The sequence below is a fragment of the Sphingobacterium sp. MYb388 genome (assembly GCF_037479535.1).
Taxonomy (GTDB): Bacteria; Bacteroidota; Bacteroidia; order Sphingobacteriales; family Sphingobacteriaceae; genus Sphingobacterium; species Sphingobacterium anhuiense.
The window spans coordinates 309,842-327,436 of sequence record NZ_JBBGYV010000002.1 but is presented as its reverse complement, the minus strand read 5'-3'; the positions used below and the strand labels follow the sequence as shown (position 1 = coordinate 327,436).

The 17,595-nt window shown below is 35.2% G+C and carries 15 protein-coding genes; 4 read left to right on the top strand and 11 right to left on the bottom strand.

The window, feature by feature from the left end; genetic code table 11:
* Positions 1 to 9: 9 nt before the first annotated feature.
* From WH188_RS07410 to WH188_RS07365, 10 genes are all read right to left on the bottom strand, one after another.
* Complete coding sequence (locus WH188_RS07410) at positions 10 to 1,179, bottom strand: 3-dehydroquinate synthase (protein ID WP_132770810.1); 1,170 nt, start codon at positions 1,177 to 1,179, stop codon at positions 10 to 12.
* A gap of 16 nt (positions 1,180 to 1,195) precedes the next feature.
* Positions 1,196 to 2,050, bottom strand: coding sequence for a UbiA-like protein EboC (gene eboC, locus WH188_RS07405; protein ID WP_339423648.1), 855 nt, complete (start codon positions 2,048 to 2,050; stop codon positions 1,196 to 1,198).
* 41 nt (positions 2,051 to 2,091) lie between these two features.
* Positions 2,092 to 3,078, bottom strand: coding sequence for a TatD family hydrolase (locus WH188_RS07400; protein ID WP_132770812.1), 987 nt, complete (start codon positions 3,076 to 3,078; stop codon positions 2,092 to 2,094).
* Between the two features lie 14 nt (positions 3,079 to 3,092).
* Positions 3,093 to 3,788, bottom strand: coding sequence for an EboA domain-containing protein (locus WH188_RS07395; protein ID WP_243655430.1), 696 nt, complete (start codon positions 3,786 to 3,788; stop codon positions 3,093 to 3,095).
* Positions 3,789 to 3,799: 11 nt separating this feature from the next.
* Entirely contained in the window at positions 3,800 to 4,174 is a 375-nt protein-coding gene (locus WH188_RS07390) for a transmembrane 220 family protein (RefSeq protein ID WP_132770816.1), read from the bottom strand.
* 147 nt (positions 4,175 to 4,321) lie between these two features.
* Positions 4,322 to 4,915 (bottom strand): LOG family protein, encoded by a 594-nt coding sequence (locus tag WH188_RS07385; protein WP_339423647.1) that lies wholly within the window; start codon positions 4,913 to 4,915, stop codon positions 4,322 to 4,324.
* A gap of 10 nt (positions 4,916 to 4,925) precedes the next feature.
* Positions 4,926 to 6,083 carry an esterase gene (locus WH188_RS07380; protein WP_339423646.1) on the bottom strand — a complete coding sequence of 386 codons (1,158 nt, stop codon included), beginning with the start codon at positions 6,081 to 6,083 and terminating at the stop codon, positions 4,926 to 4,928.
* Positions 6,084 to 6,521: 438 nt separating this feature from the next.
* Positions 6,522 to 7,898 carry a tRNA uridine-5-carboxymethylaminomethyl(34) synthesis GTPase MnmE gene (gene mnmE, locus WH188_RS07375; RefSeq protein WP_132770820.1) on the bottom strand — a complete coding sequence of 459 codons (1,377 nt, stop codon included), beginning with the start codon at positions 7,896 to 7,898 and terminating at the stop codon, positions 6,522 to 6,524.
* 465 nt (positions 7,899 to 8,363) lie between these two features.
* Positions 8,364 to 10,295: an LTA synthase family protein gene (locus WH188_RS07370; protein WP_339423645.1), complete on the bottom strand. Its 1,932-nt coding sequence runs from the start codon at positions 10,293 to 10,295 to the stop codon at positions 8,364 to 8,366.
* A 9-nt stretch (positions 10,296 to 10,304) separates the two neighbouring features.
* A complete protein-coding gene (locus WH188_RS07365; protein ID WP_132770823.1) occupies positions 10,305 to 12,185 on the bottom strand; it encodes an LTA synthase family protein in 1,881 nt (626 codons plus the stop codon).
* Between the two features lie 338 nt (positions 12,186 to 12,523).
* Between WH188_RS07365 and WH188_RS07360 the strand changes: the two genes are divergently transcribed.
* The 4 genes from WH188_RS07360 to WH188_RS07345 all read left to right on the top strand — a co-directional run bounded on the left by WH188_RS07360 (position 12,524) and on the right by WH188_RS07345 (position 16,993).
* Positions 12,524 to 15,139 (top strand): valine--tRNA ligase, encoded by a 2,616-nt coding sequence (locus tag WH188_RS07360; protein WP_132770825.1) that lies wholly within the window; start codon positions 12,524 to 12,526, stop codon positions 15,137 to 15,139.
* A 292-nt stretch (positions 15,140 to 15,431) separates the two neighbouring features.
* Positions 15,432 to 16,304, top strand: coding sequence for a hypothetical protein (locus WH188_RS07355; protein WP_132770827.1), 873 nt, complete (start codon positions 15,432 to 15,434; stop codon positions 16,302 to 16,304).
* A gap of 131 nt (positions 16,305 to 16,435) precedes the next feature.
* Positions 16,436 to 16,630, top strand: a complete 195-nt coding sequence (locus WH188_RS07350) for a YqaE/Pmp3 family membrane protein (protein WP_021188471.1) — start codon at positions 16,436 to 16,438, stop codon at positions 16,628 to 16,630.
* 69 nt (positions 16,631 to 16,699) lie between these two features.
* Positions 16,700 to 16,993: a DUF4342 domain-containing protein gene (locus WH188_RS07345; RefSeq protein ID WP_037525171.1), complete on the top strand. Its 294-nt coding sequence runs from the start codon at positions 16,700 to 16,702 to the stop codon at positions 16,991 to 16,993.
* A gap of 60 nt (positions 16,994 to 17,053) precedes the next feature.
* Here the strand turns inward: WH188_RS07345 and WH188_RS07340 are convergent, their stop codons facing one another.
* A complete protein-coding gene (locus WH188_RS07340) occupies positions 17,054 to 17,485 on the bottom strand; it encodes a Dabb family protein (protein ID WP_132770829.1) in 432 nt (143 codons plus the stop codon).
* Between the last annotated feature and the right edge of the window lie 110 nt (positions 17,486 to 17,595).

The following is a 17,595-nucleotide window of genomic DNA, read 5'->3' as shown; positions in this document are numbered from 1 at the left end:
TTAACTAATTTAATGATCCAAACCAGCTGTTGTGCTGGTAAAATTTAAGACATAGTTACTTGCCGCTATCAATAACTGGTGATCCATGTGGTGAACTTCCTTACCTGTTCCGAGATCCGTCAATAATGTAATGGTCAATTTACCGCCAAGATGTTCCTGGAATTCAGTTAAACCGCGAAGTATTGGTGATTCTTCATCATTGATCTGAATAAATGGATTAGAAATATCAAATGATAAATGAAGCAGCACATTCAATATGCGCAAAAGCTTATCTTCTGTTAACAATCCACTTAAGAAAGAATACGTGCTATCCAAAGCTATTCCCATGGCTACAGCCTCCCCATGCAGCACACTGAAATTACTCAATTGTTCTAATTTATGTGCACTCCAATGACCGAAATCTAATGGTCTCGCAGATCCCATCTCGAATGGATCGGCTGATGCGATATGGTTTAAATGCAATTCGGCACAACGTACAATTAAGTAATCCATGGTCTCTAAATCACGACTCACCAGTTTCGCTGCATTATCTTCGATCCAATAAAAGAATGTAGGATCTTTGATTAAAGCAACTTTAACTGCTTCAGATATTCCTGACCGCCAATCTCTATCCGTTAATGTTAACAAAAACTGATCATCATTAAACACAGCCGCGGGGGGAGCAAAAGTGCCTAAAAAATTTTTCTTACCCTTATAATTTATACCGTTCTTAACACCAATCCCAGAGTCATTTTGCGAGAGTACAGTCGTTGGTATACGAATGTGTTTAATTCCACGATGTGACACTGCGGCTGCGTAACCGACAAGATCAAGCACGGCACCACCACCGATCGCGGCAATGTAAGAATGTCGGTCTATTCCATATTGATCTACTGCTTCAACCAAACGATCGAATAGACCTGTATCATTTTTTGAGGCTTCTCCTCCTTGTATAATCAAAATTTCAGAAATCAGCTGTACTTCTTGCTGATGATCGAAATAGGTTCTGATCGCTGAAACCAGATCTGGGTGTGCATCAGCAACTCCCTGATCTAGGACGAAAAAAATCTTACGCAATACATCTGTAGGATTGCTTTTAAAAAAATCTGTAAAAGTAGGGTTATCGGTGTGAAATAACGATTTAGTAAAATGTATTTTATATTCAAATTTCACACTAAATGACTGTTCTAAAAAACTCATAATTGAAAATCATTAATTAAGTAACTGCGAATGCTTTACTCAGTATAATAGATAATGGTAATAAAAAAATAATGACAAGTGCAATTTTCCAATCAGCAAATACACTTGCCCATGCAGCATTCATGAGGATCAATGCAATCACTCCTGCTTTAACGGCTTTACCTATATTGGGGCCTATCGGATTATTTATAGCTCTTAATAGGGGTTTAAAAATCATCCAAGCGAACGGAATGATAAACAAAAGAGTAATAATAATATCCCCCTTTGTTTGTGCAAAAAATAAAATGTTAGCGATAACAACTGCATAAAGAACAGCGGCAAAATAAAGCATTTTTTTACTTCCTCCATGTACTTCTCCCCGACTAATCATTGTAATAGAAGCGATGTAGATAATAGGTACAATAGCCAAGAACCACCATTGACTTACCTCTGTACTTATAATACTAACTCCCAATAAGAGGTTTAGGCCACGGCAAAGTCCCATATTAAGCGGACCTAAAAATGAATGATGTTTTGCCCATCTGTTGTAGACAAGACAAGCTAAAATAATCGCTATAGCTAATATTACTGTAATACTTCCTACTAAATAGGCTGCTATTAGTCCAATTAAGAAGAATAAAGATCCAAATACTGTGGCCTCTTTTTCGCTGATCAATCCACTAGGTATGGGTCGCTCAGGTCGTTCTATTCTATCCAGATCTGCATCAAAAACATCGTTAAAAATAATTCCACCACTATACAGCCCTATTGTTGAAATGCAAAGTAAAATAATAGGTACTGGAGAATTCCATCCTTCGGTTAATAAATATCCGGATATTGCTATACCAGCGAGTGCGTCGGCTACTGCAGTAACGACATTTGCTGGTCTCATTAATCGTATATATCCTTTTAATTTTTTCAATATGTGTACGATTAAGTAATAATGATCGAATTCTTATCTATCCTTGGTTGTTGACCACCACGCAAAATAGAATTACTTTCAAATTTTTGAGACTGATCAATATTTTTTATAGTTACAAAATCACGTTCGTCTATCTGTCCACTTTGACCAAAAGCGGTAATTGCATTCCGGTAACTCACCAATTCAATATCATCTAAACTAATACCTGATTGTTTCATCAGAGCTGCCGTTTTAGGAACAGCGAGCGGATCAGAAATTCCCCAATCGGCAGCTGAATTAATCATAATTCTTTCAGAACCATATTGTTTAACAACCTCAACCATACGTTCATTTCCCATTTTCGTAAAAGGATAAATCGTAAAAGCTGCCCAAAACCCTCGATCTAAGACTTCTTTAACCGTTTCTTCATTATTATGATCTATAATCACTGAATACGGAGAAAGTCCATGTTCAATAGCAATATCCATGCTTCGTTGCGTGCCTTTTTTCTTGTCTCTATGTGGTGTATGAATCTGTACGGGAAGTCCAGCTTCTTTAGCAAGCTCCAGCTGTAACCGGAAATATTTTTCTTCGGCAGCAGTCTGATCATCAAAACCAATTTCACCAATACCGACCACACCTTCCTTGAAAATAAACTGAGGCAGTAATTCCATCACCTGCTCGGCTAATTGCTCATTGTTCGCCTCACGTGAATTTAATCCTATAGTACAGTAATGCTTAATACCAAACTGAGAAGATCTAAATCTTTCCCATCCAATTAAGCTACTGTAGTAATCCGTAAAACTATCGATCCCTGTTCGAGGTTGTCCTAACCAAAAAGCAGGTTCAATAATTGCCACAATCCCGGCATCAACCATTGCTTGGTAATCATCGGTAGTTCGTGAAGTCATGTGAATATGAGGGTCAAAAAACTTCATTCCACTAATATCATCTAAATCAAGAGTACTTTGGTTTCTTTCGCCTAAATTTCTTTCTTGGAAATTTTCATTACAGCACATAATTCAATATTTTTTTATTTTCCTAATTCTATTAATTGGTAGATTTCTGGATGAACAGTTCTATGGGCTGCCAAGCGTTCCTGTACATAATCGTTCAAGGTATTCGCTAAAGCCTGATTAACGCGCTCTTTTAATCCAGTAATTTTTTTAACATCTTTCTCTGTAAAAAATGCTTTCAAAATCATTTGATTCCATGCTCCTTCTGAAAGCATAACTGATGGATAAGGATTATGATACATAATTGCTTCCAATACAGTACCTATATTACTACGGATTCCTTCTTCACATTTACCGACCCATTCTTCGGTATGGCTCAAGAAAGGTAAAGCGGAGTATAATGCAATCAGTTCATTCATTTCTGAAGCAATAAATAAAGTCTTGATTTTTTTCAGATATTGTTCCTTGTTCTGATCAGGTAACTGCATCAACAACCATACTCTACATAATCGGTCAATGGTCCATGCTTCCAAAGAAAAGCCAGGTAATAATTGTTTTAGATCAAAAACATCTTCGGATTGGACAACAATATTTTCTTTTCCAAGCTTTCTTGGGAGCTGGGAAAAACTCAAATTTAATTGAAGTGTTTTTTCTTCATTTTTAATCAATTCCACTTTATTGTCCAACCAAGACCATGCATCTAATTTTAGGTTTTGTTGGATAATTTTTTGAAATATATCACTTAGCTGTTTTTTCTTTTTTAAATCAATCACAAGTATAAATTTTATAAATTAACAGCAACAAAATAATTTATAGCTAATGCGCCACTAACAATCAGAAGACCAAAAAACTCTCTTGTCTTCTCAATATATGGCTTCGTTGCTTGCATACTTTCCACAATACTTGGTCTACGATATTTCATCAACCAATCGCGAACGCCATCTTTTGCAAAAAAAAGTATAACTGCATAAACTAGATAAAATACAATAGCACCAAGGTATATAAATGGATAGTAGAAATTAAACACGGCTAGTCCGCAACAAATAGAGGCCAGCATATAAATTGGAATCCACAGCCAGGAATCTTTATCATTGAGATTTACATAGGCAAATCCTATAAAAGCAATGCAAAAAATAATATTTAAAATAATTAGCGCCATACGGTTAGGTTTATTCGATGAAATTTCATCATTACTGATACACAAATAAACAGATTATAAATCTGTTTTAATCAGTCAAATTGTAAAAAAATTAAGACGAAAGTAAAATCACAATAAGAGAGATGCTTAAACAACTAATAAATAGGTTTAAATTTCATCTTTTTCTATCCATTTAGTAACCTTGGGTGCTTCGTACCGTTCCATTTTTTCTAATAACTCTTCAATGGTATTTCCAAACAGAAGCATGGATTTATTCTCTTCTTTCAATAAACCTTCTGCCGTCATGTGATCAATAAATAGCAGGAGGTGATCATAATAACCATTCGTATTGAGAATTCCAACTGGTTTTTTATGCAACCCCAGCTGACCCCAAGTCACCATTTCAAATAGCTCTTCGAGTGTTCCAAAGCCCCCTGGCAATGCAATGACTCCATCTGAATAATCGTGCATGATTCGCTTGCGATCATGCATGGTATCTACTGTAATTAACTTTGTAACCCCTGTATGCTCTCTTTCCTTGGAATTGAGAAACTCAGGAATGACACCTATCACTTCGCCTCCTTTTTCTAATGCACCATTGGCAACTGCTCCCATCAATCCAACTCGTCCACCACCATATACTAGACGAATACCTTTTTTCGCAAATACATGCCCGACATGAGCAGCTTGCTCCTCATAGCTATTTTCTTTACCTAAACTAGAAGCACAAAAAACAACGATACTTTTAATTTTTCGCATCATAACACTTTTTTTATTTAAACAATTGAGGAACAAAATCATTGAGATATTTCCTCCAGTTGCTCCAGGTATGACCGCCTTCTGATTCGACATATTGATAGCTAAAATTCATCTTATCGAGTTTATCCCTGAAGCCGGCAACATGCTTGTATAAAAAATCCGTTTTCCCAATGGCAATCCAGTACAAGCGGCAAGCGTTGTTTTTTTGAACCTGAAGCTTGGCATCAAGATTTTCGTAAATCGGACTTTTCTTATTTTCTGGAGGAAGAATTGCAGGAGAAAATAATCCAATATAATCAAAAGTTTTAGGTTGGTTAGCTGAAATATACAAGGAATGAAAACCTCCCATTGAAAGTCCAGCAATAGCTCGATTTTTCGCATCAGCTTTCACCCGATAATTCTGTTCTGTAAAAGCTATGATTTCATTAAAATTAGCTTCCATATCTCCTGTAAAAATATCTGGAGTTACCATATCAATTTTATAGAAACCCTTAGAAGACTCCCCTGGTGCAGCCGCATTACTCGTGTGACCATTAGGCATAATGACGATCATCGGCTCTGCTTTTCCTTGCGCTATTAGATTATCTAAAATTTGTGAAGCTCTCCCTAAGGTCATCCAAGCTTCTTCGTCCCCCCCCATCCCATGTAAAAGATAAAGGACAGGATATTTTTCTTTTGAAGCCTCATAACCGGGAGGTGTATAAACGGTTAATCTACGATCTTCTTTTAGCCCTCTTGAAGTATACCATCTTTTAGCAACAGTACCATGAGGGACATTTTGAACAGTATAATTGGATGATTCTGATCCATTTACGATAAACATGCTCATGACAGAACTCACATCCCGAACCTGATAAGCGTTATTGGGATCAGTAGCTTTAACTCCATCCACAATAAAAGAATAGGTATAAATATCGGGTTTCAGATCTTGATTTGTAAACGACCATACTCCCCTTGAATCTTTAATTCCAGAATTCAAGTCATCAGTTTGCATCCAATTTCCCTGTAACTTTACAGTCTTCGCTTCTGGAGCCAAAAGTCTGAAGGTTATCTGTTTTCCGTTAATCTCGGGAGAAACAATGGTCTTATTGCCACTAAAATCGAGATTTTCCTGGGCTTTGCCAATTAGGGGCCCCAATAGCAATAAATATAAAATGGATGTGATCTTCATTTCTATGTTTTTATGAACATTAACAATACAAGCTTGACAAAAAGCTTAAGGCTAATAAGATATTGATTAACTAAACCCGCTTAATATTGGAGTATTTAAATTTAAGGAATTTCAGTGGGAAATACGAATATTTAAAATCACCATATGCTTTTAAAATGATAAAACGAATATTGTATTTCATCACCCCATATTACAGGACTTTAAGTAATAGTCAATTGAATATAAAATAGACATCACAGTTAATTACCACACACTAGCATCAATCAGATCGATCGGAACAAAATAAACGTCAATAATAGAAAACAGAGTCAATTCTAATTTTTGAGTTCTACTATCCACTATAGCAAACACGAATTTTTATTCAGCAAATCATTAATCACAAAAAAAACACTAACAATTTGACTGTTAGTGCTTTTTAACTGTTAATTATTCCAATTATTATTTTCCGATACAGAATTTAGAAAATATATTATCCAACAAATCATCGGTTGAAACAGAACCTGTAATTTCGCCTAAATGATATAATGATTGACGTATATCCATGGCTAAGAAATCAGATGTAACCGGGTTGTCAATTCCGTTGAGTACGCGTTCCAAGGATGTTCGTGTATGCTGAAGAGCTTCTACGTGACGGATATTGGTTACTAAGACATCGTCAGTATTTAAGTTAGATAGATTTACTTGATTTAATAGTTCATCTTTTAGCTCTTCTACCCCTATTTGTTCTTTTGCAGATATGTATAGCGGTTTTAAAACCTCATACTGCTTTTTCTGCTCTACTGTAAGCAAGTCAGCTTTATTAATAATTGTAACAAAAGGTATGTTCAACACTGCAACTTCTGCAATCTGCTCCTCAATATCTACCACCTCGTCTTGTGTAGGATCAAATAAATAAATGATTAAACGTGCCTGCTTCATTTTTTCTCTTGTACGCTCTACTCCTTTAGCCTCGATAACATCGATAGTTTCACGAATACCGGCAGTATCAATAAATCGGAAAGTAATTCCTTTGATATTTATTTCATCTTCAATCGTATCTCTTGTGGTACCCGCAATGTCCGATACAATGGCGCGCTCCTCATTCAATAAAGCATTCAACAATGTAGATTTTCCGACATTAGGTTTACCTGCAATTACGACTGGAACACCATTTTTCAAGACATTACCTTGTTCAAATGAAGAAATCAACTTACTCACCACTTGATTAATTTGTTTAATTAAACTTTTCAATTGATCGCGGTTTGCAAATTCTACATCTTCTTCTGAAAAGTCGAGTTCTAATTCTATTAGTGATGCAAAGTGGATCAAATCATCTCTCAATTTTTTCAACTGATTGGAAAATCCGCCTCTCATCTGTTGCATCGCAATTTGATGGGAAGCGGCAGAATTTGAAGCAATCAAATCAGCAACAGCTTCTGCTTGAGAAAGGTCCATTCCCCCATTTAAAAAAGCACGTAATGTGAATTCCCCTGCTTTAGCTGCTCGTGCTCCTTTTTTAATAAGCAAACTCATCACACGTTCAATTATATACTTAGAATTGTGGGTGGAGATCTCAACTACATTTTCTTTAGTATAAGAATTAGGACCTACAAATAGTGAGACCAATACCTCATCAATGATTTCTTCTCCATCTCGTACTGTACCGAAATGAAGCGTATGTGAAGCTTGCTTGAGCAAATTCTTACCCCGAAATACCTGGTTGGTTATTTCAATAGCATCTTTACCAGAAAGACGTATTACAGCGATAGCACCATTACCACTTGCTGTGGCTAATGCCACAATTGTTTCTTGTTCCAAAATAGCGTGTTCAGACATGATGCAAAGATAAGGATTACTACTTTAGTTCATGGGCAAATAAATTACAAATTGACGTATAAAAAACGAATAGCGAATAAATATTTTTTAGTTATTTTAATCTTTCACAAACGTGTAATCTCCATCGATCATTTATCCTATTTCTAAAGTTTGTATTAAAACTTTTCAAAATGAGTTTCAACCTATAGTCATCCTATAAGCTCATTCGGCTATTTGTTGTATGTATATTGTGCATAGCAGGTGCATAGATAACCTATTCATTGTGTCGATCTAGGCTGATGGTATAGTCAATGTTATCTACTTGCAGGCTCAATCCTATGTCGTGCTAGGGTGATCGTATAGCCATTGTTATCATCCTGCAGGCTCACTCTTATATCGTGCTAGGGTGATCGTCTTGTTAATCTTAAAAATACAAAAAGCATCACCTTTGTGGGGCAATGCTTAATATAAATGATAATAATTCAGTTATTTACCGTCGTAAATTAATTTATTTTCGATCATTCGGTTATTATATTGCTGTTCAAAAGCTTTAAATTTTGTTTCCATGGTATCTAGCACTAGGGGTGGTTGTTTCAATAAATCATGTTTCATCAACCTATCTTCTTTTAGATTGTGGAGGGAAATATTTTTTATTCCATCGTTGATCAGCAAATAATCTTTGTAATAAAAATTAAATATTCCTGAATTATTGTTGACTACAAAATTTTCCTTTGTTGGATTTAATGCATCGAAACCAAATGCAAAATATGGTTTATCATAATTCAAATAATTTAATACTGTAGGCATGATATCTATCTGTTGCGCCAATTTATCACTTCTACCTTTTAAATCTCCTCCTGGATGGTAAAGGATAATAGGAATCGCATAACTATTGGCCGCAGTCTGGTATTCTGGCAATGCACTTACCGTTGCATGATCTGCACAGATAACAAACAAGGTGTTTTTATACCAAGACATAGAAGATGCAGTTTTAAAAAATTGACGCAGTGCATTATCAGTATAACCTATAGGTTCTTGAACAGGTAAAGGTCCCTTTGGAAAAACTCCTTCATATTTTGAGGGTACTTTAAAAGGGTGGTGAGAAGAAAGCGAAAAGAAGCTTGCAAAAAATGGCTGTTTAAAGGTGTTAATTTCATTAGCCATATATTGCATAAACGGTTCGTCCCATATGCCCCAGATACCGTCAAAGTCTGCATCGTTATTGTATTCGTTTTTACCATAATAATGTTGAATACCGGCTAACTTCATATATGCAGAAAATCCCATACTTCCATTTGGAGCACCGTGAAAAAATGCTGTTTCATAACCTTTATTTGCTAACAAATTAGCAATACTGGTCGTTTTATTACCTGAATATACCGACAATACAAATGGTTCACCTACAGATGGTATTCCTGTTATAACAGAAGGCAATGCATCAATTGATTTACGTCCGTTAGCATAGGTATGTTCAAAAGTATATCCTTCCCGGATTAAAGAATCCAAAAATGGTGTATATCCTTTATACTGTCCGCCTTGAATATCTTTATTTAACTCTCCAAAATGTTCTTTTGCAAAGCTTTCCAAAATTAGAAAGACAACATTCATTTTTTTAAAAGGCTCCTTACTTTGAGGATAATGAACAGGATTATAAATTGTAGTCAGCTCTTGTTCTGTATACGTATGAATAGGTTTTAAATTAACCGCTTTTAACGTCTTCATTAAACTAAAAGGGGTATTTAATACAATATTCATCTCTTCGGGATTCGTTACATAATCTCCTGCATTACTTAATGTAATAGGCCTTGTACTATGCGCCCATCCTCCACGAACACCTCCAATAAACAGAAAAATAGCAATTAAAAAACAAGCCGATTGAATGCTATATGTAGGCCATCTAAACAGTAGTGGACGCTGCACTTGTACGAGATCATATAGCTTAATTAAAGCATAAATCAATATCGCAAATAGTATAAAAAGATACCAGTAGTCAAGGCAAAAATCTATAGCCAAGGAACCTAAATTTTTTTCATTTGCAAACTGATCAAATACCGTCCCTGTAGTTCGTTTCAAGGTAAATGGATAATAAGCAAAATCAACTAAATTTAAAGCGATTCCGATTGAATTGGTAATAATAAAAATCCACTTTGCTATTTTTTGATATAAGGTATTATACTTGAATGGTGCAGGAATAATCTGCATCAATAAATAGAGTATATTTAAATATAGTAGTGCTACGATATCAAATTTAACCCCACCCCATAACATATACAATAATTGAGCACTATTTACATGGGGAAAAAGAGCATAATTAATCCCATAAAAACCCAGTCTTAAAAAAGCATAAATTAACAACAGTATGAGAAATCTAATCAGCAAACCGAGATATGGTGCAAATGAACCTTTCAACTTTATCATATTTTCTATCTAATATTTTAAAAACTCTTTATACACTTCTTGGTAATAAGCTTTTCCTATATTGAGTAAACTATCTGTTTTTACAGGAGAATAGTCACTATTCTGTTTATAATTAATAATCTTCCCTACATTATCAAAACTCACGACTTGATCTGGTGTAATTACACCAAAAGCATCTTTAGAATTGTAAAACGCAATTTGAGGTGTGGTTGGATTCAATAAGTCGCGACTCCAATGGTATCGAGTAGCCGGAAGATTTAATTGATGAAGCAATGTAGCTACCATATCGGTCTGATTACCGATACGGTCGATTTTTTTACCTCTGAATTCGGGTTTGATTACATCGCCAAAAAATAAAAGTGGGATATGAAAACGATGCGGGTTAGACAACTCCCATTTCTCTGCAGGCAACCGGTGTCCATGATCTGCTACAACAACAAATAGGGTATTTTTATACCAGCTTTTGGTTTTGGCTTGATTAATAAAATCATAAACAATCGAATCTGTATAGAAGGCCGTGCTTCTAAATTTATCTGCATTTGATTTGGTCCCAAATTTATAACGCCCTGGCAAGTTAAAGGGTTCGTGATTGATTAGTGTAAAAATTGTTGAAAAGAAGGGGGTTTTCTCGGTATCAAAATCATGTAGCATTCGTTTTAATACAATATGGTCATAGACACCCCATGAAGCCCGTGAAACATCTACACCAAAGTTTGCATTATCGACAACTTTCGAAACACCGTGCATCAACATGTACGATTTAAAATTGTAAAACTCACTTTGACCCCCATGATAAAATGAGCCATGGTAACCTGCACTGCTTAATTCTTGACCTACGGCCGGCAAATTCTCATGTTTATCGATATACTTGATAATGCTTTCGGGTCCTTGTGCCGGAAAGGCACTGAATATTCCCACCATTCCTTTATCAGATCGATCTGCGGCCGCATAAATGTGATCAAAAAATACGCCTTGATTAATTAATTTCTCAAAATTTGGTGTAATTCCTTTTTCTCCTCCCATTGATTCAATAAGACCGCCAACAAAACTTTCTAACATGATAACAACAACGTTGGGACGTTTCGTAGTCAATATAGAAACGGATGAATCTGGATTTGCATTAAATGCTGGTTTTAAAGTCGAATGGAGCTGGGCTTCATCATTATAAAACTGATAAGGACTTTTTAACCGGGTACTTTTCGCAAAATAGTCCCGCAACAGTGCCCATTGTGTATTTACCGCAGCATGATTATAAAAGCTTTGCTCAGAAAAATAAGCTTTGCTCGGATTTAAAGTTGCTCTTCCATATCCTCCTCTTATAAAGGTAAATAGCAAAATAGCACCAATCAATAATTTAATAGCATTCTGCCAAGGCAACTTAATATTATAAAAATGCACTTTTTTGAACATCCAACGATATAAAAAATAGCCCACAACGATTCCGACAATCATTCCAAAAACTGGAAAGAATACAGGTGTTGATTCGGCAGAAGCAACGGCTCCAGATGGTGATGCTAAAAAAGCATCAATTGCTCTCTTTGAAATTTTATCGCCCCATTCCCGATAAATATTGATATTAATAAAAGAAACAACAAAATAAATAACGAGCAAAGTGATGGTGTACACATCCAATATTTTTCTTTTATAATGTACATTCGGTAAAAAAGATAAGATACAGTAGATAAGAAATGGAACTGCACAGATATAGGATACTGCTGAAAAATCTAAACTAAGGCCGTGATAATAGATTTTGAAAATCTCTGAGAAATTTTTCGATCCAATTTTATCAAAAAAAGCTGTTATAAACAGCAATCGATCAATAAAACATATGATAAGCCAAAATAAAAAGTACTGAGTTAGGGCCTTTAACTCATTGGCAATTCTATTCATTTTTAGTATTTATGTAAAACACGCAAATGTACGCTATTTCAGTAATAATAGTCTAAAATGTTATGATTATGTTATAAAAATATTACCATAAGGTCAATTTCAATTTTACAAGAGAAATGGTTGCAAAACCAACACTACAACAAGATCATACTCAACACATTAAAGCTTGATAAAATTTAAGATATACTCTTAATTATATATTTACATTTACTAATGTGGTTTTATACGCAATGAAAAGCATAAATGAGTCGAAAACCAATTTTTGAAATAGCAATATTAAACTTCTATAAAACAACTAAATTCGCTAAATTTGCAAACGATTTTGAAAAAAAATTATCATGAGTATAGCAAAAACTTACAATCCTAAAGAAGCTGAAGACAAATGGTACAGCTACTGGATGGAGAACGGATTTTTCCGTTCTACACCTGATGAGCGTGAACCGTACACAATAGTAATGCCTCCTCCGAACGTCACCGGTGTATTGCACATGGGACATATGCTGAACAATACCATTCAAGATGTATTGATTCGTCGAGCACGTATGCAGGGTAAAAATGCTTGTTGGGTCCCTGGAACCGATCATGCCTCTATTGCAACTGAAGCAAAGGTTGTCGCTATGTTGAAAGAGCAGGGAATTGATAAAAAATCATTATCGCGTGAAGATTTCTTAAAACATGCTTGGGAATGGAAAGAGAAATATGGTGGCATCATCTTAAAACAACTTGAGAAATTAGGTGCCTCATGTGATTGGGAACGCACAAAATTTACAATGGACGCTGATTTATCAGAATCAGTGATTGACACCTTCATCAAGTTCTATAAAGAAGGTTATATTTACCGTGGTGTCCGTATGGTAAACTGGGATCCACAGGGAAAAACAGCTTTATCTGATGAAGAGGTAATCCGTAGAGAGGTCAACCAAAAACTATACTACATCCGTTATCAAATTAAGGATTCAAATGAACAAATCATCATTGCTACGACTCGTCCAGAGACGATCATGGCCGATGCAGCTATCTGTATTAACCCTAATGATGAGCGCTATACACACCTAAAAGGTAAATCAGTTATTATCCCATTAATAAATCGTGAGATTCCAATCATCGAAGATGAATACGTGGATATAGAATTTGGTACAGGTTGCCTTAAAGTAACTCCTGCTCACGATTTGAATGATTATGCTTTAGGTCAAAAACATAACTTAGAAATCATTGATTTATTAAACGATGATGGAACATTAAATGCCAATGCTCAAATTTTAGTTGGTGAAGACCGCTTCATTGCTCGTAAAAAAATTGCGAAACTTTTAGAGGAAGTCAATCAGATCGAAAAAATTGAAGATTATAAATCTCAAGTAGGCTTTTCAGAGCGTACTGATGCTGCTATTGAACCAAAACTTTCCATGCAATGGTGGTGCAAAATGGATAAATTAGCTCAACCTGCATTAGATTATGTTGTAAGCGGAGAAGTAAATTTAATTCCAGACAAATTTACATCCAGCTACAAGCATTGGATGGAAAATGTAAAAGATTGGTGTATTTCTCGTCAGCTATGGTGGGGTCAACGTATTCCGGCATGGTACAATGAAAAAAACGAATGGGTAGTTGCAAAAACTGAATCTGAGGCAATTCAAGAGTTTGAATCTCAAGGTAAAGTTGCTGGTGCGATCCGTCAGGAGGAAGATGTACTCGATACATGGTTCTCGTCTGGTTTATGGCCTATGTCGGTATTCGACGGGGTTCGCAACCCTGAAAATGAAGAATTCAACTATTACTACCCTACAAATGATTTAGTAACAGCTCCCGAAATTTTATTTTTCTGGGTAGCGCGTATGATGATCATGGGACATGCATATACGGGTAAAGCTCCTTTCAAAAATGTATATCTAACAGGTATCGTTCGTGATAAATTGGGCCGGAAAATGTCCAAATCATTAGGAAATTCTCCTGATCCGATCGAACTGATGGCTCAATACGGCACCGATGGTGTACGCGTAGGTATGCTACTTTCTTCGCCTGCTGGAAATGACTTAATGTTTGATGTCTCTTACTGTGAGCAAGGTCGTAATTTTGCGAATAAAATATGGAATGCATTCCGTTTAGTTAAAGGTTTAGAGACTATAGATGCTCCTGCAACTGAAGCTCAGAAAACTGCGGCAAAATGGTTTGAAAGCAAATTTAATGCTACTTTAATTGAGATCGAAGATCACTTTAATCATTATCGCCTATCCGATGCCCTGATGTCTACTTACAAATTAGTATGGGATGATTTCTGTGCTTGGTATTTAGAGCTTGTAAAACCTGCGTATCAAACTCCTCTTGAAACGGAAACTTTTGAAGTGGTAAAGGGATTTTTCAAACGTATACTTACATTGGTTCATCCTTTTATGCCTTTCTTGTCTGAGGAACTTTGGCATGATGAACTATTTGGAGAACGCGATGCAAAAGATTGTATCATTGTTGCAGAGTATCCAACGGTTGGCGCTATCGATCAAAAAATCATTAAGGAATTTACTTTTGTTCAGCAGATTATTTCTGAAGTTCGAAATATCCGTAATACTAAGCAGATTTCACCTAAAATTGCTTTACCGTTAGCTATCAATGCAACAGAAATTGATTTTACAAACTATCAAGAAAGTATTATCAAGTTGGCTAACATTGAAAAACTAACCTTTGTTCAAGAAAAAGTAGCTGGAGCAGTTAGTTTCTTAGCTGGCAAAGAAGAATGTTATGTTGCGCTTGAAGAAAACATAGATGTAGACGCTGAACGTGAAAGAATCACAAAAGAAATTGATTATTTAAAAGGATTTCTCGTTTCTGTAGACAAAAAATTATCGAATGAGCGTTTTGTTCAAAATGCGAAGCCAGAAATTATTCAAAATGAACAAAACAAGAAAGCTGATGCTGAATCTAAAATTAAAATATTAGAAGATAGCTTAGCTAGTCTTGCTTAAATCATTTCAGAATTAAAAATTTAAGAGGGCCAATTTTAATGAAAATTGGCCCTCTTAAATTTTAGCGTTTCATCCCCATAGCCAATGCTACCCTATATTAAAAATATGTGCGTTTAAAAGACGATATAAACAATTAAAATTCAAACGCATAGAACTGAACAATATTTTCATTTATAATGATGTGTAAAAATAATTACATTCATATCCCTAATTGGAATCAAATTTGTCATCTAATTGATTATGATCATTCCAAAATAAGTATTTTACACAAAAAAACTAGATTGTTAAAAACATGAAAAAAAAAGCACTTCTCTTTCTATTTTCAATTACCTTTTTATTAGTTCGTGCACAGGAACAACCTGCAGCGTATGCTGTCAGTGATGAATACACTTTATGGAATTTTCAGAAAGGTGATACAGCTTATGTATTCGCTGACGTGGCATATGTCCGTGAAAATGCGGATACTAAATCGAAGTTGGTCGATTCTCTACAAGAGGGCGCAATGGTTGTTATTAACAGTGAGGGGTACAATGGAAGTACGATAAGAGGATTTTATGCGCCATGGTATAAAATTAGTTTTATAAAAGACAATGTCAAAAAAGAGGGTTTTATATGGTTAGGTTTACTAGCTCTCAACAGCATACTTAACCAGGAGGGCGAACAGTTCATTTATGGTTTTAAAAAATTCAGATCCTTTACTGAAAATTCACCATCTTATTATGACGCCGAACTCAAAGTTTTTGATCGAGAAAAAAACGTTATTGCGCGCGCTTCATATCAAGCTGAGGTAAATGATCAAACTGGTACCGAGACTAAGATCTTAGGAGGAATGGGATTAAAAAACATTAAAAATATTCATCGTTCTGCTTTTTTAGGTGAGGCATGTGGAATCGCTACCCAATATTACTATTTTGCATGGACTGGTCAAGAATTAATTCATTTTCCAAGCAAAATGTCTGTTTCTGATGCGGGTGTATTCTATTATGATGAAACAATCTTGTTCCCCTCCGAACATAAAGGTGATCCCACTATGATCTATAAAAAAATAGTTGAAGGCGAAAATATTGATGACAATTTAGATGAGCCGAATTACAAGGAAACAAAAAGTCAAAAGAAATACACCTGGGATGGAAAAACGTTAAGTGAGCTCATCGAAATGAGGTAAGCAATTGAAAGAAGGAATTTATTCACCTTTTTATAACCTATGTTCGCCGATGCTTTTTCTAGGTTTACCTAAAAAAGACGTGAATAAATTATTGTAGGATTTATCTTTGGCTAAACAAAGAAACAAAAGATATGATCTTAATAGCAGTATTATTACCTTGGCTTTCCTTTTTTTTAAGAGGGAAAATATTTTCTGGAATTTTATGTTTGATTTTGCAATGCACACTTATCGGTTGGTTGCCCGCGGCAATATGGGCAGTAGCTTCACGAGTTGATGGTAAAAATAAATCCAGATTTAATCAGTTTAAGCGTGAGCAACGCTTTTAACATTTCTATCCAATTATTTGGACAATAATGATTATATTTATTGGACATCATTTTAAAAATCAAATCATTATGAGCATTAAAGAAACTTTCTCGATTACAGGTGAAAATCTACTAAAGAAGATTAAAGAACTCATTGCGGATGGAAATGTGACGAAAATCAGCATATCCGATAAATCAGGAAAAGAAATCATGAGTTTCCCTGTTACTGTAGGTGCTATAGGCCTCATCTTTGCCCCTATATTTGCAGCAGTTGGTGCTATGGCGGCTTTATTGACAGAATGCAAAATAACTGTCGAGCGACAAGAAAAAGATGATAATGACCAAGACAATCAAAACACATCTCAGAGTATTGAAGTAAAATGATAGACATATGAAAGAGAGCACTTATGATCCTCTCTTTCACATTATGCTTTTTATTAAGAACTAGCTAATAACCGTATCTTTTACTTCTACTTTTACCCAATACTTACTATATTGATCAATCCCAGCTAGATGATCTGGATGTTCTTCATATTTTGTAATTGCTTCCAGATTTTCAAAGGTCAACATGATATGATATGAAAAAGAATTATCGACCACTGGTCTTGGATTAGTTTTAGCGGGTTTACCGATATGGCAAGATTGTACTCCTGGCACTTTTTTCAAAATGTCAAAAAACTTTAAAAAATCCTTATCTTCCTCTGCCGTGATTCCTTCTTTTAACCAGAAATAGACGCTATGAAATATAAATCCGGCATTGAATCCGGCTTGTGTTATTGTTGTTTCATTATTACTTTGTGTATTTAGACATGAAGTCAGTACTGTTCCTCCAACGCTCGCTAGCGCTAATGAGCTTAAAAATTTCTTTCTTTCCATTTGTTTTATGTTGATTATCTCGAATATACGTAGAAAAAAAGCAAAAAACCAATCTAAAAGCCAAACTTAAAAATAGAGGTTGTATACTAGAAATAAGGCACTATTTTTGA